The organism is Rhizobium sp. USDA 4016 (assembly GCF_056279705.1).
In genome coordinates this window covers 82,945-96,868 of sequence record NZ_JBWCCY010000003.1, presented here as the reverse complement: position 1 = coordinate 96,868, position 13,924 = coordinate 82,945, and the positions used below count along the sequence as shown (strand labels likewise).

Below are 13,924 nucleotides of genomic sequence, written 5' to 3'. Positions count from 1 at the left end.
GCACGCCAATGATGCCGATCTCGACGCCCAGCCTTTTGGGATCTGCAGCGTCCGGACTGCTGTCCGCATCAGCAGTTCGTGGACAATCGCCTGTTGTGGAAGGCTAGTATCTCGGCGATGTCCGGGGTAAAGTGAAAGGCACATGGAGCGTACGGGACCGGCAAGAGATCGTCGACACGAGCCGCGACCAATCCGCTGCGAGCTATGCCTGAGACTTCACGCAGGACATTGCGGCAGCAATTATTAGGAGATACGGGTCGTACTGCAGTCATCGCAGGTTCGACGTGTCCACCGAGCCTTAGTTCAGGCACGTCGTTCATTGCGGCCAAGAGAACCGATCTGGTCGCGGCAGTATGCGGTCAGCGATGCGCGCCTCTTCGGAACGCAATGGTTAACGAAGCCTGAAGCAGACTTTTCACGACATCCCCGCGCCCAAAGTCCGAGTTTGCGACAAGCCCTGTTTATGTTCGGAAGCTGACATACTGGTCGCAAAGTTCCGTTGCTGCGAGCAAATCACTTGACCTTGCGCCTCTTGCCCCACGATCTGTTCAGTGGCACGCCGATTGCAAGGGACAGGGTAAAGAACACGTTACGACCATGGCGATCCTGCAGTCTCCGGCCGAAGAGCTCTACCATGAAAATTACTCGAACGCTCCCAATCAATGCGATAGACGCTGCACTGTTGGGTGCGGTTCCGCCAATTGAAGCTTTGCCTCGGCCACCGCGGGTGCCGCTGTCGTTGCCCCAGGAGCGGCTTTGGCTCTCGTCGCGTCTGGCGGACGGCAGCCAAGCCCGTCACGTTCAGATGGAGCTTCGGCTTCGCGGCGAGTTGAACGAGGCAGTCCTTCGGTCTGCTTTGGGCGGGTTGGTGGCGCGTCATGAGCTGCTCCGCACTACCTTCGGGGTGGACGACGGCCGACCGTTCCAGCGGATCGGGCCGTCGGGCGGCCGGATGCCACTGAAACAGCACGATCTGACGGCGGCAGCAGATGTGGAGGCGACCCTCGCGAAGTTCATGAGCCACGAAGCGCAGGCAACGTTCGACTTGGAAGCCGGGCCGCTGATCCGTGCTCGGCTCTTGCGCTTGGCAGTGGACGACCACGTGCTGCTTATTACCATGCACAACATGATCTCGGATGACCAGTCTGGAAAGATCCTGGCGCGCGACTTGAGCGAGCTCTACACTGCGGCCCGCAACGGCCGCGCCGATCGGCTGTCGCCGTTGCCGGTGCAGTATGCGGACTATGCGGTTGGGCAGCGTCGTTGGCTGGCGGGCGAGCTGTTGGAGGGCCAGTCGGAACATCGTGACCGGACGCCGGTGGGCGCGCCAACGATGCTGAAACTGCCGACAGACCGGCCGCGTCCGGCGCGGCAGGACTGCAGGGACAGTTACGTCGAGTTCGTGTTACAGGAGCCGCTGACCACGCGGCTCAAGGCGCAGAGCCGACGTCACGGGATCACATTGTTCGTGACTCTGCTGGCTGGCTGGGCGCTCGTGTTGGCACGGTTGTCGGGTCAGGAAGAGTTAGTCATTGGCACGTCGGACGCCAACCGCACGCGCTCGGAGATTGCGGGGCTGATCGGCCCCTTCGTCAACGCGCCGACGCTGCGGATTGATCTGTCAGGCGATCCGACTCTGGAGGCCTTGCTGGAGCGGGTGAACGCCGCGCTTTGGGCGCAGGCATACCAGGACCTGGCGTTTGAACAGGTGATCGAACTCGCCAATCCGCCCCGTAACGAATCTCACACCGCGATCTTCGCGGGTAAACTTGTATGGCGAAATAATGGTGCGGCGCCTGCGGAGATGCCGGGGCTGAAACTTGAGTACCTCAGCGTTGACGAACGTGTGGAGCAACATGATCTTGCGCTTGAGTTTGTTGAGGTCGGCGAGGCGATTCGTGGAAGGCTGATCTACGCGCCGTCGCTGTTTGAGCGCAGCACGGTCGAGCCGTTTGTGAGCTATTTGCAGCACGCGCTGAGCGAGATGGCGGCCGACCTTGGGCAGCGAGTTTGGTCGGCGGCACTTCCGTTGGGGGAGGAACGTCACCGTCTTCTGGCAGAGCCGAACCAGACGGAAGCGGCCTATCCCCAGGACGGGCGCATTCAAGAGCTTTTTGGGGCGAAGCAGGAGGGGAATCCAGTGGCGATCTCGGTTGACTGCAAGGATCAGAGCCCGAGCTATAGTGAGCTGAACGTGCGGGCGACGTCTGCGGCGCCTCAAGATTGCTCGTTTCAATATTCGCCCATCAGCTCGGATCCGCCAACCGATACCGCCGTCATGAATTTCGTTGAGGGGACGCGCATCGTTACCCCCGGTGAGCTGCAAGCCAACAGCATCACGCGCTATCATGTCACAAGATTCTATCGTGAACAGATCATCAAGAGTGGCTATTATGACCAGCTCAAATACATCGTAGAACCCTCATTCGAAGAGTTCGAGAGTCCTGGCAATCTGGATACGAGCGGCGAGCACGATAACACGGTTGTACCGGGCTTTCAGCACAAATACGCCCGGACGGGATTGTTGCTGGTAACGGACCGTTGCGCTTCATACTGCCGTTACTGCTTTCGCAAACGCATTGTTGGCAAGGACTCCGATGAAATCGCAGCTGATTTCGCGCAGATTGCGCAATATATCGGAAGTCATCCTGAGATGACGAACGTGCTGCTCTCGGGAGGCGACCCGTTCATGCTCAGCACCGCCAGACTCGATGAAATTCTTGACCATCTGCTGCCGTTCCCACATTTAGAGTCCATTCGATTCGGCACAAAAATGGTCGCCTACACGCCCAAGAGGTTCGAGGACCCTGCGTTACCGGCTTTGTTCCAACGGATCCATGAAGCGGGCAAGGCCGCAGTGATCGTCACACATTTCGACCACATCGGTGAAATCTCGGTCGATGCTGAGCGCAACATTCGCTGGTTACGCGAGCGTGGCGTGCAGTTCCTCAATCAATCCGTGCTTCTCCGGAAAGTCAACGATGATGCCGAGATCTTAGCGGCAACCTTCGCCAAGTGTCATCAAATAGGTATCCGCCCATATTATCTCTTTCAAGGCAGGCCGGTGAAAGGTGCATCGCATTTTCAGGTTTCACTCCGCCGCGGACTAGAGATTGTGCAAGGCATCAACCAACGTCTGAGCGGCATCCAAAAGACATTCAAATACGTCATGTCGCATTACACAGGAAAGATTGAGATCCTGGACCTTGGAGCCGATGACCGCATGTATATGCGATACCATCAAAGCAAGGCTTCGGAAAAGATCGGAAAGATCTTTTCCCGGCCGCATATCGAGGGCGCCCGCTGGTTGGACGATTTGCCCAAATAATGAGATGGAAGTGCTCGCCCGCATTGCGGACTACCGACACAGAACGAGTAGAGCACAGAGGGCCCGCCGTTTTCCTATACGGAAGCGCCGTGAGGCGGTGGCGGTGACTCTGCCGCTTGCCAAGGTAGAAACGCTGTGTGTCGACAGGGAGGGTGTTGATGGGGCGGTGACTGCGGCACGGCAGCATCGCTTCGCCAATTCCACCGAGTACTGCCTCGCTGGACCGCGCGCCCGGGGAAGGCGTGCTTGGTCGCGAAAGGGTAATGACGACCGCTATCTACATCATGGAAAAGGCTATCCGGCTACGCTATTGCAGCACAGACCTCTCTGCGCGCATCGCCTGCCGGCGGGATCGCCCAGCCGATCGCAGCCGATATACGCGCGGCCGGCGGTCTCATCACCGAGGATGATCTGGCAAGCTGCGGTTCGCCCGCGTAGGTGGAGCCGGTTTCGACAGCTTACGGCTCCATCAGAGTTTCAGCTCCCCGCCTGGCGGCGGACCCCGGCTCCCATCTCGCGCAGATGTCCGCATCACGACCCGAGTCATCTCATTATGGTTGCGCGAAGCGTTCACGCTTCCGCCGTCTTTCGCGAGCGAGTGGTCAGCCACCTGCCGCCCGACCTCACTCATTCATTCGCATCAATGCGTTGGAGAGGAGATTACGCGCGGCAGGTCGCAGAAATCCTAGTCGCCCGGACCGTGACAGAGCTCACGACGGATAGCCCGAAGAGCCGTGCACCGAGTTGCCCACCCAGTTCTACAAGGCGCCCGCAACGTGCTGTTCGTGCTCCTCGTCATTGTCGCGTTGCGTTGGGTGCTTAAGAAAGACCATAGTTACGGCACGAAGTGGCCGTTGAGCCTCGTTGCAGCAATGCTGTTTGCGCTTCTGCTGGTTCTCAGCCTTGATCGATCGACCTGAGGAAGTAAGTCAGAATGGATTTCACCGTCGCAAATCTCATAAAGGACAGCTACGAGCGCTTCCCCCGCCAAATGAAGATCGCTGCGCGTTGGTTGATTGATCATCCGACTGAGGTCGCACTGCTCTCGATGAGAGAGCAGGCGCGTCGAGCACGAGTGCCGCCGGCAACACTAACGCGACTTGCGAAGCGCCTTGGCTTCGATGGTTTCGAGAAATTGAAGGAGGTATTCGCGACCAGCATCAGGGAGGGGCCAGAGAGTTTCGTCGGGCGTGAAGAGGAATTGCTGGTGCGACGGGATATCGAGGGCGATGGTGTTCTCATCGGCGATACAATTAAAGCCTTGCATGGCCATCTAAGCGAGTTCGCGCGGCCCGCCATGATTTCCGTGCTGGCAGCAGCAGCCGACCTTATGGTGGAGGCAAGGCAAATTTTTTGCATCGGCCTCCGCTCGAGTTTTCCAGCGGCCCATCTGATGCACTATGTCGGGTCATTGCTTGGCTCGCCCACGATACTAATCGATGGAATAGGGGCCACGGCGAATGATGCACTCAGATTTCTCGGTCCCGGAGACGTATTATTAGCGATTACGGTCAGTCCGTACAGTCGCCATACAATGCAGGTCGCCGAGTTCGCTGTCTCGCACGGTGCGAAACTAGTCGCTTTGACCGACAGCGAACTATCTCCGATCGCTAAGCTTTCGGAAATTGTGATCAGCGTTCAGACTGAAACACCCTCGTTTTTTCACACCATGACCCCTGCGTTCGCAGCGGTGGAATGTCTCGTAGAATTGATCGCGGCCAGACGCGGAAGCTGCGCGCTCCAAACTTTGGAGGCGTACGAAGCACACCTCGCAGAATTCGACACCTATGTCCTGCGGGCACCGTGTAAGCGCAAGACTTGATCGACCTAGGTTTCGTGCGTCAGTTCGCAAATTGGGACGGCCATGGGTAGTCATGCTCTGTGAGGGAGCGCAAGTTTCTTTGTGCTCTCTGAGAGCGGTCGTCTCGTCGGCGGTAATTGGACGAGGCCTTCAGATGCTCCAGCAGTCGTTGGTGGACCGGGCGCAGGTACCGCGCGGCACGGCCGACCCAATCTGCGACCGTCGAGCAACCGAGATGGATCCCTTGGCGTTTATAGATTTGCGCCTGCCTGTAGAGCGGGAGGTGTCGGCGTATTTGGAGACGAGCGCCTGCGCGATCGTTGCTTCTGTCGGAATGCCGCCTTCGATCAGCCGCGCGGGAGCCGAGGCCTGGGCAACGACCTCCTCACAGGCACGGCAGGCATATTTTGGGGCGGCGAATTGTCAGAACGCGGGACTGGGCCGGAACGATGTCGAGCTTCTCGCTGACGTCGTCGCCGATCCAAGGCAGGTCATTGCCACAGCAGGGGCAGTCATTATCCTCACGAGCACGCCGCCGGTCTCCAGTTCACTTACACCGGGACGGGCTCGCTGTCTCGATGGACGCGCTCGTTTCGTCTCTTTCGCTGCAGGTATCGCAAACACGTCCAAGACCGCTGGCGCAAACAACGAACTTCTTCAGCCACCGGCAGGGTATCGCACGACTTGCGGGCCAGCCGTCGCCAGGTGAAATAATTGCTCACAGGTCAGTCCATGACGCCGTGCTACCGCGCATACCGTGACACCCGCTTTCAGCAACGATCTGCGCCTTCCGCTCGTCGCTCCACTCCCGGCGTCGGCCACTACCTGGTGGAGGCGGAACTCAAGGACGTCGGTGATCAAGCTCTGATGCGCGGGTTGGATACCGCATTCCCGATTGTGCGTCCGGGGCTATTCCTATCTTACTGCGGGCGTCGGTCAGTACCGGTCACAAAGCGGCTGACGGATATTCCCCTGCCGTTGTCCCGTCTCCGCCCATGCGCGAGGTGCAAGTTCGCTGCAGTGACCTATGTTCTGATCGCCTGCGCCTCCCTTGCAACAGCCCACATGAAGCCGGCCAGTTCACGGGCAATTGCAGTGCAAACCACCGTCGTTCGTTTTCCACGTGCGGCCAGCAAGCGATATCGAGGCGTCAATCGGCTCTGAGCTTTCCACGCGATTTCTCGCACTTTCGGCGGGGCTTCCTCCAAGCAGTACAGCTTCCTTACGCCCACCTTCGGCGGATGGCGATACGTCCACGCACTCTCAACAAGCATGTGAGCGACTTGATGAGCCGGTGAAGGCCCTAACCGGTGGGGCCGGCCTCGTAGCAGAAATGCACGTGACCAAACTTCGCGACTATTCGCTGGATAATGCGGCGCATGCTGGCATCCGATGCATCAACCTCGCCGACATAACGGATCTCTCCGTTCCGGCCAGATTCAGCAATCGCAATTGGATTCTTCAGCTTGGCGACATCGATTTCCGACAAAAGCTTCTCTATAATCTGCCACGGCTCGTCCTCCTGTCGTGAGGAACGGCTCGGCCTATCCGAGCAACCCTCGGAAGACCAGTGTAGGGCGAGCCACCTCAACCACGAAGAAGGACATACAGACTTACTTTGTAGTGCTGGCGCGGCAGCCCGAAGAAAATGACGTCTGCTCGATCATTCCCTCGATCCAGCCGGTCAGCGGGGACGCCAAGCATCATCGTTGCCCTGCTTCTCCCGTGCTTTCATTGCGCCAATTTCACGGCGACAATCACCTGCTGTCGAGCGCCACCTGCGCTGGTGCAGCGATGCAGGGAGTTTCAGACTATTCCTGTTCGCCAGATGTTGGACATGATGTGATCGACCAACTGATTAGGTCGACGGCACGCTGAAGAATGGCCTCGGTCCGAATACGGGTGGGCGAAGCGGCGATGACATGTCCGATCGAGTCTAGGTAATCACCATTCCTGACGATCGGCGTCTTAGGTTTAACATAGAACCTGACCTCCACGACACCCGGTACAGCGGCCGCCCGACCGTCGCCATCGATCCAAGCAAGGATACCATCGCGATCAGGAACCAGATTCCGCGCGGCCGCAGTATGCGAATGCCTTGCGCGCAAATCGCATTCCTCGCCGACGACGAGCTTGATGTGTTCGGTGACGAGGTCGATACCGTAAGCCAGTTGAACCAGCCGAGGAGTGGTCCAGCCCGGAAGACGCGGATTGACTTCGATAACGACCGGCCCAAGCTTCGTCCATCGGAATTCAATATTCGTTGGCCCCCAGCCAAGGCCGAGAGCTCGCAAGCAGTTCAGCGAAACATCGGTGATACGTTTATACTCGCCATCAGTCAGCGGGGCCGGAAAGACGGTTTCACGAACGACGAAATGCGGTGGATGGCCGAAGTCAGCCGCACCAACCGCAATTACTGCACTTCCCATCGTATCAGCGCTATATTGGGGGCCTTCTGAGAATTCTTCGACCAATATCTTCTGTGAAGACCGCCACTTGTGTTTCCCACCTAGCAGGCGGGTCGAATGCTCGGCTAACTCAACTTCATCGCGGCACAATCGGACACCGTTGCTGCCACTGCCTACAGCTGGCTTTAGGACCACGGGCAAGCCAATCTCTGAGGCAGAGGCTTCTACTTCGGCCGCATTGGCCGCTAACCGAAAAGCTGGCATTGGAACGTCGGCCTCGGCGAGGAGTTGACGTTGAACGAACTTGTCGCAGCATCGTTCAATCGACGCGGGGTTTGGTCCTGGTAGATCGAAGTACCGGCAGAGCTTGGCAACTGTTACATAAAGCGACTCGTCGAGGCCGGTGAACCCAGTAATGCCAGCAATGTCATACCTCGTACATACCTGACAACATTCGTTTAGGACCGCGTCGAAATTATCTGTGTCGACACGGATTGCCTCAAAGACGCCGGCCGCAAGATAGTCGTACTGAGCTGGATCAGCCGATAGGGTAATCGGATGAAGGCCAAGACATTGAGCCGCTCGGATGTATAGCGGACCGTTACCCCTATGACCTTCAACTAGGATGAGCGCTCTGCTCGCCATTAGCGTTGATCTCCACGTTGCGCGCTCTGAGGTGATCCGAGCGCAAAGCGACATTAGCTTTTTCACCCGTGCCTCAGACCTGCGGTGAGCGTATCATTGTCTGCAATTCGCAACTGCAAAGATTCTGTGAAGTTATTTGAAGGAGACGTTGTGCGCACGGACACTCAATCCAACCTGCTCTGCAACCTGTCTCGGCGAGGCGATTCCAGCGTTGCACAGGCGCGTGACCTCTTTACATAGATTGCGACGTTGATCCTTGCGGAATTGCCGCAAGCTTTGCAGCGATGCTTGCTTCTACGAGGGGTTTTCTTGGCCGTCATGACCTCCTGCTCCGATTTCATTCATGGCCTAAATGATTTCTACCCCGATGACGCGCCAGCCATGCAGTTACGACATTTGCATTTCGTTCGGGGAGCAGATCAAGAACGCTGTTGCGCTCGAGATCGCAGATAATCGTACCGTAGTGAGCCTGTTGAGCAAACAGGATGGGGGCAGCGATGCTCTCCAGCGCCGGGCACAAATGACTCGGATCATCGGGTAGCATACCTTGACCAGCTGGTTGGCGAGGCTGACCGTCGTCGACGGTGAGTTGCCAACCGGCGTTGACGATCGGCGTGTCCGCAATTTAGCGGACAATAAGGCGGGACATTGAGGTGGTTATTCTTGGCCAGCTGGCCGAGCGGCCAAGCAAAGTGATGCGGCTTGCCTTGCGCACGGGTAACCCCGCCCAGCGCCGGCTCATAACCACCGCTCGGCACCAGCCCGTTGATCCGCCCCCTTTACGTCGAAAGATTCCGCCTGCGCTTTCCCCAATGTGGCTTGCGCCACGACGACGGGCAATCCGCTCAGAGAGCTGAGCAAGTTCTTAAGTCGCATCTCGTGTTCTTGTACGTCTATTGGGACAATTGGTCAGGTTTCCTGCTCTTCCAGGGCATAGCCTGTCGAGCGTACCGTTCGTATGACATTGTGGGACGAAACTGCCTTAAGCGCCTTCCGGAGCCGACTGATATGGACGTCGACAGTGCGCTCATGGACATAGATGTTTTCGGGCCAGGCCGCGCCCATCAGTTCATGGCGGCTGCATACCTTACGTCGACTCTCGATTAGATGGCGCAGCAGATTAAATTCGGTCCGGCTTAGATGGATCTGCTGGCCGTTGCAGCGTACCCGAATACTGGCGAGGCGCATTTCAAGGTCTCCGCAAACCAGCGGTCGGCAGTCCTCGTCCCCGTATACAAGTTTCGCGTGTAGATAGGCGAGCAGTTTGGCTGGCGCGAAGGGCCGTACGAAACTTTCGTCGATACCGGCCTTTAGAAGGTCGAGGTGCTGTTGTTCGGCGCCCGGTGCAATCAGCGCGACCACACGCGGGGCGGCAGGCCGCAGCTCGCCTTTTAGTTGTGCGCAGATCGCCCGTCCTACGCCGCTAGCCGGTTGACAGTCAAGGAGAATGGCGTGAGGAGCCTGCTCAGTCGCCTGTCGGACCGCTTCCTCGACGCCGCCCACCAGCCCGCTTTCGAAGCCATCCGCCTCTAAGAAATGACTGAAGAACAACACAAACTCGGCATCTTCTGAACAAATCAGGACCAGAGGGGTCATCGCTGCAGTAATTGCAACCGGCCGCGTAGACACCTGACTCCTAGCACCCCGTTCATTCCTCAATGTTATCCTCACCAGTCATTCTGCCGACACATTTTCGTTTACCGGCCCCGGCGCCCGGCCAATTCAGGTGCGCCAAGGGGTCAATATCTACGTCATCTGCCAATCGGGCACAGACTGCGCCGGCACGCCTTATGCGCACACAGGCCTTAACGGTGCTCTCCAACTTCCCTCCATGCCTCGTGGTCGCACCAAGTTTTGGATGTCGTTCGGTTGTCTGTTGGCCCACAAGAAGGGAAATACAAAAGGCATGCCAACTGGTGAACAAGCAGCTTGCAGAGTTTTTTGTTTTTGGTGCAATGGTTTAGATAGAACAAGCTAAGCAGCCGAGCGACAAATTCGGTGTCGCGGATTTTACAAACCAAACAGGCAACGTCAGGTCCGCGGCATTTTCCCATCCCTACCGCTCGACTGCCCAATTCTCAATCTCTCCGATACTTATGAGCGCCTTGTTCTATTTGGCCGCCAAACGTGCTTCTTGGCAGCGAGCGTGACGAACCACGCCTGATCATTCCGCAAAAGTGGCTCGGAGACGGCGAGGCATGACCGACAGCAGGATTATCCCCCGGACGAGCAGAAAAACGTGAAGGGCGGCCCAGAGCCCGTGGTTGCCGAACATCTGCCCGAACACGAACAACGCAGCGATAAAGGCTGCGAAGGATATAACCATGATGTTGCGTATGTCGCGCGACCAAGTCGCGCCCACGAACACGCCGTTCATTTGGAAGGCCAGCACACCGCTCGGTGCTGTGAAGACCGCCCAAGGAAGATAGAATACCGCCTCCGCGCGCACGTCAGCTGCCTTTGTTATGGAGCCGACGAACTGTTCGCCGAATGCGAAGACCAGGACGCTCGCAAAGACCGCAAGCGCGAATCCCCAGCCGGCGGTCAGTCTGACGACACGCACGAAAGCCGGCTGATCACAGGCTCCGATGGCACGACCAGCGAGTTGCTGTGCGGCTGCCGCGAACCCGCCGAGGAAGTTGTCTGCGAACAGTAGAGAGTGCATAAGCACCGCATTGGCGGCGAGGGTCAGCGTGCCCAGCTGCGCACTCTGCCGCATAAACAGGATGTACGCGCCCATGAGCACAAAGGACCGGATCGTGATGTCCGTGTTGAGGTGAAGCATCGACCTCACCGCCACGACGTTGAACGTATGTTGAGGCGATCTCTTCGGCATCGCCCGGAAGCGCCCAAGCAGGATGACTAAGCCGGCGCTCATGGCGGCGACTTCGCCGCACATCGTTCCCAAGGCGACGCCTGCAATCCCCCAGCCGAGATAAAGGCCAAGAAAGATCGACAATGCGATGTTCACCCCGTTAAGGAGGAGTTGCAGGAGAAGTGCAAGGCCGGCCTCGCCACGTCCGAGGAAATAGCCGAAACTCGCATAGTTTATGAGCGCTGCTGGCGCCGAGATAAGGCGGAACCGAATGCAAAGATCCATTGAGGCGATCAGGCCCGGTTCCGCGTTCATGAACCATTCGCCGGCGGCGGCAATCAGCGGTGCAAGCAGCACCAGAGCGAAGCCGAAGAGGACGGCGATCACAAGTGCACGCAAGAAGACTGCCCGCTCTTCCAGGGCATCGCCTCTGCCAGAAGCTTGGGCGACAAGAGCGGCCGTGCCGGAGCGCAAGAAATTGAAGGTCGCAAAAACGCCGTCGATAACCACGCCACCCGCTGCGAAACCGCCAAGCAAGGCGGTATCGCCGAGTCGGCCGACCACGGCCGCGCCGACGAGGCCGAGCAGCGGCGTCGTAAGGGACGCGAACGTTGTAGGAATGGCGATCGCCAGTACCTGCCGATTGGTGACCGGGAATGATTTGGAAGCGAGACTGGCCATTTTTGTTTCAACTCGATTCCTAATGGATCTGCTGCAGGATTTGCATTACCGGTAATACGGCACGGAGCCCCTGAAGCAATTTCGGAAAGTTGCGATGCTTAAAGGGCACCAGTTTGACTGGTCTGTCATCCTGCTTTGGATCTGCTGGTATTTGAAGTCTGGTCCCAGCCTGCATCTTGAAAAGATGATGACCGAGCGTGGCATTGCAAACGACCACATCATGATCTAGGGCAGGGCTGTTCACCTCGTAGATTCGTCGCTGGAGTTCTTCAGCCTGGGCAAGCGGAGTGTTACCGGCAGATGGCTTGTCGACACTATCTTTCTCAAGGTTTATGGGCAGTGGATATATATCCGTCGCGCTATCGACAGCGCCGGCGGCACGGCTGAGTTCCGGCTCGCTGAGCGCCGAAATCTTCCGGTGGCGAAACGCTTCGTTGGGCGAGCGCATAAGCGTCATTCCTCGCCCGATCGCTCCCGCCACGCCACGAATTGCGCGCAGAACCGCTCCCGGTACCGGCTGAAGATGACCCGGATTCGCCAGAGCTGACATTTGAAGAGATGCATGAGGGGTCGACAGCGATCGATACTCGGCTTCAAGCCCTTCAGCGCCGATGCGATTCTCCAAGGGATCGGGATGATTCTCAGGATGCGCGAGCGGCAAGAAGTGTGCGCCTTCATTCCTCAACCAACGCCCGCCGAGTAATTCGCCATACTCTTCGTCTGATCCGCAGCGTGCTAATTTAGTTCTTTTCAACAAACCCATTTCTCTCATGCTCTCAATTGCACCACGCCCGGTGACAATCACGTGTGACGGAGCGCCACCTCCCGTGGCGCGAGGGGCGGAGGGTCTGCTGATTGGTGTTGATCGCCAAGGGTCGGAAATGGTGTGATCGACCACGTAATTAAGTCGATCGCCTGCTGAAGTATCGCCTCGGTCCGATCTGAGTTGGTTGAAGTGGCGAAAACATGGCCGATGCGGTCTCGGTTGTCACCCTTCCTAATGATCGCCGTCCCGGACTCAACATGAAATTTGACCTCGACAATACCTGGCACAGCAGCTGCCCGACTGTCACCGTCGATCCAATCGAGGGTGCCATCGCGATCAGGAATCAGGATCCGCGCCGCTGCGCTTTGCGAGTGGCTTCGGTGCAAGTCGCATTCCTCGCCGACCACAAGCTTGATGTGCTCGGTGACAAGATCGACGCCGTAAGCCAGCTGAATCAATTGAGGATTGGGAGTACCCGCAAGACGCGGGTTGACTTCAATGACCACTGGACCGCGCTCCGTCCACCGGATATCAATATTCGTTGGCCCCCAACCCAGACCGAGTGCTTCCAGACAATTCACCGAAACATCGACGATGCGCTTGTACTGATCATCAGTTAACGGGGCCGGACAGGTATACTCACGACAGATGAAAAGTGGTATGGAGGTGAAGTCAGCGGCGGCGATTCCAATGACTTCATTTCCCATAATCTCAATGCTATAATGTAGGCCTTGCGCGAATTCTTCAACCAGGATGCTCGTTGGAGACTTCCCGCCCAACAGATAGGTGGTATGTTCAGCTAACTCATCGGCATTGCGGCACAAACGGACACCACTGCTACCGACGCCTACGGCTGGCTTAAGAACCACCGGCAGGTCGATTTCCGCAGCAGATTTTGCTACGCTCGCCGCATTCTCTGCCAAACGATAGGCAGGCACTGGAACGCCAGCCTCCGCGAGGAGTTGAAGTTGAACGAATTTGTCGCAGCATCGTTCAATGGAGACGGGGTCCGGCCCCGGTAGACCGAAATATCGGCAGAGCTTGGCCGCCGTCGCATAGACTGATTCAAGGGCGCTCGTAATTCCAACAATGTCGTAGGACACCCGTAGCCGGGAACATTCGCGGATCAGCGCATCGAGATCTTGTGTGTGGACACTTATTGCCTCGAAGTCTCCTTCCGCAATATAGCCGTACTGATTTGGATCAGCGGCCAAGGTAATTGGATGAAGGCCAAGACGTTTGGCCGCTTGCACGAACGGCAGACTATTACTTGCGCCTTCAATCAGGATGAGCGCTCTTCTTGCCATGGGCATGGATCCTCCCTCGTGAGTTGAGTCCAGCCCGGTGCGGTACAGGCATAAGCTCTATATATGTGAGACACAGTCCATGCGACGAATGTATCATCGTTCGAGATCTGCGGTTGCAAAGGTTCTGTGAATTAATATGAAGGAGTTGTTGCAATAGGTCTGTTGCATGCAGG

Annotated in this window: 9 protein-coding genes and 3 pseudogenes; 5 read left to right on the top strand and 7 right to left on the bottom strand. The window is 57.5% G+C overall.

Features of this window, described 5'->3' with window-relative positions; genetic code table 11:
- Positions 1 to 634: 634 nt before the first annotated feature.
- The 4 genes and pseudogenes from ACZ9DP_RS13490 to ACZ9DP_RS13475 form a co-directional block, all read left to right on the top strand.
- Positions 635 to 2,041: pseudogene (locus ACZ9DP_RS13490) on the top strand (condensation domain-containing protein); the annotation flags it as partial.
- 237 nt (positions 2,042 to 2,278) lie between these two features.
- Positions 2,279 to 3,328, top strand: coding sequence for a KamA family radical SAM protein (locus ACZ9DP_RS13485; RefSeq protein WP_476202760.1), 1,050 nt, complete (start codon positions 2,279 to 2,281; stop codon positions 3,326 to 3,328).
- Between the two features lie 776 nt (positions 3,329 to 4,104).
- A complete protein-coding gene (locus ACZ9DP_RS13480) occupies positions 4,105 to 4,248 on the top strand; it encodes a hypothetical protein (protein WP_476202377.1) in 144 nt (47 codons plus the stop codon).
- A 14-nt stretch (positions 4,249 to 4,262) separates the two neighbouring features.
- Positions 4,263 to 5,150, top strand: a complete 888-nt coding sequence (locus ACZ9DP_RS13475) for a MurR/RpiR family transcriptional regulator (RefSeq protein ID WP_476202376.1) — start codon at positions 4,263 to 4,265, stop codon at positions 5,148 to 5,150.
- Between the two features lie 40 nt (positions 5,151 to 5,190).
- Here the strand turns inward: ACZ9DP_RS13475 and ACZ9DP_RS13470 are convergent.
- Both ACZ9DP_RS13470 and ACZ9DP_RS13465 read right to left on the bottom strand, forming a co-directional pair.
- Positions 5,191 to 5,610: pseudogene (locus ACZ9DP_RS13470) on the bottom strand (IS66 family transposase); the annotation flags it as partial.
- 544 nt (positions 5,611 to 6,154) lie between these two features.
- Positions 6,155 to 6,415 (bottom strand): annotated as a pseudogene (locus ACZ9DP_RS13465) (IS110 family transposase); the annotation flags it as partial.
- A 53-nt stretch (positions 6,416 to 6,468) separates the two neighbouring features.
- Between ACZ9DP_RS13465 and ACZ9DP_RS13460 the strand changes: the two are divergent.
- Positions 6,469 to 6,660 carry a hypothetical protein gene (locus tag ACZ9DP_RS13460; RefSeq protein ID WP_476202375.1) on the top strand — a complete coding sequence of 64 codons (192 nt, stop codon included), beginning with the start codon at positions 6,469 to 6,471 and terminating at the stop codon, positions 6,658 to 6,660.
- Positions 6,661 to 6,940: 280 nt separating this feature from the next.
- Here ACZ9DP_RS13460 and ACZ9DP_RS13455 read toward each other — a convergent pair whose 3' ends face one another.
- The 5 genes from ACZ9DP_RS13455 to ACZ9DP_RS13435 form a co-directional block, all read right to left on the bottom strand.
- On the bottom strand, positions 6,941 to 8,182 hold the full coding sequence (locus ACZ9DP_RS13455) for an ATP-grasp domain-containing protein (RefSeq protein ID WP_476202374.1): 1,242 nt from the start codon (positions 8,180 to 8,182) through the stop codon (positions 6,941 to 6,943).
- A 909-nt stretch (positions 8,183 to 9,091) separates the two neighbouring features.
- The gene (locus ACZ9DP_RS13450; RefSeq protein WP_476202372.1) at positions 9,092 to 9,778 is read right to left on the bottom strand and encodes a response regulator transcription factor; all 687 of its coding nucleotides are present in this window, start codon (positions 9,776 to 9,778) and stop codon (positions 9,092 to 9,094) included.
- 568 nt (positions 9,779 to 10,346) lie between these two features.
- A complete protein-coding gene (locus tag ACZ9DP_RS13445; RefSeq protein WP_476202371.1) occupies positions 10,347 to 11,678 on the bottom strand; it encodes an MATE family efflux transporter in 1,332 nt (443 codons plus the stop codon).
- Positions 11,679 to 11,697: 19 nt separating this feature from the next.
- Positions 11,698 to 12,441: a hypothetical protein gene (locus tag ACZ9DP_RS13440; protein ID WP_476202370.1), complete on the bottom strand. Its 744-nt coding sequence runs from the start codon at positions 12,439 to 12,441 to the stop codon at positions 11,698 to 11,700.
- Between the two features lie 38 nt (positions 12,442 to 12,479).
- Entirely contained in the window at positions 12,480 to 13,751 is a 1,272-nt protein-coding gene (locus ACZ9DP_RS13435) for an ATP-grasp domain-containing protein (protein WP_476202368.1), read from the bottom strand.
- Positions 13,752 to 13,924: the final 173 nt, after the last annotated feature.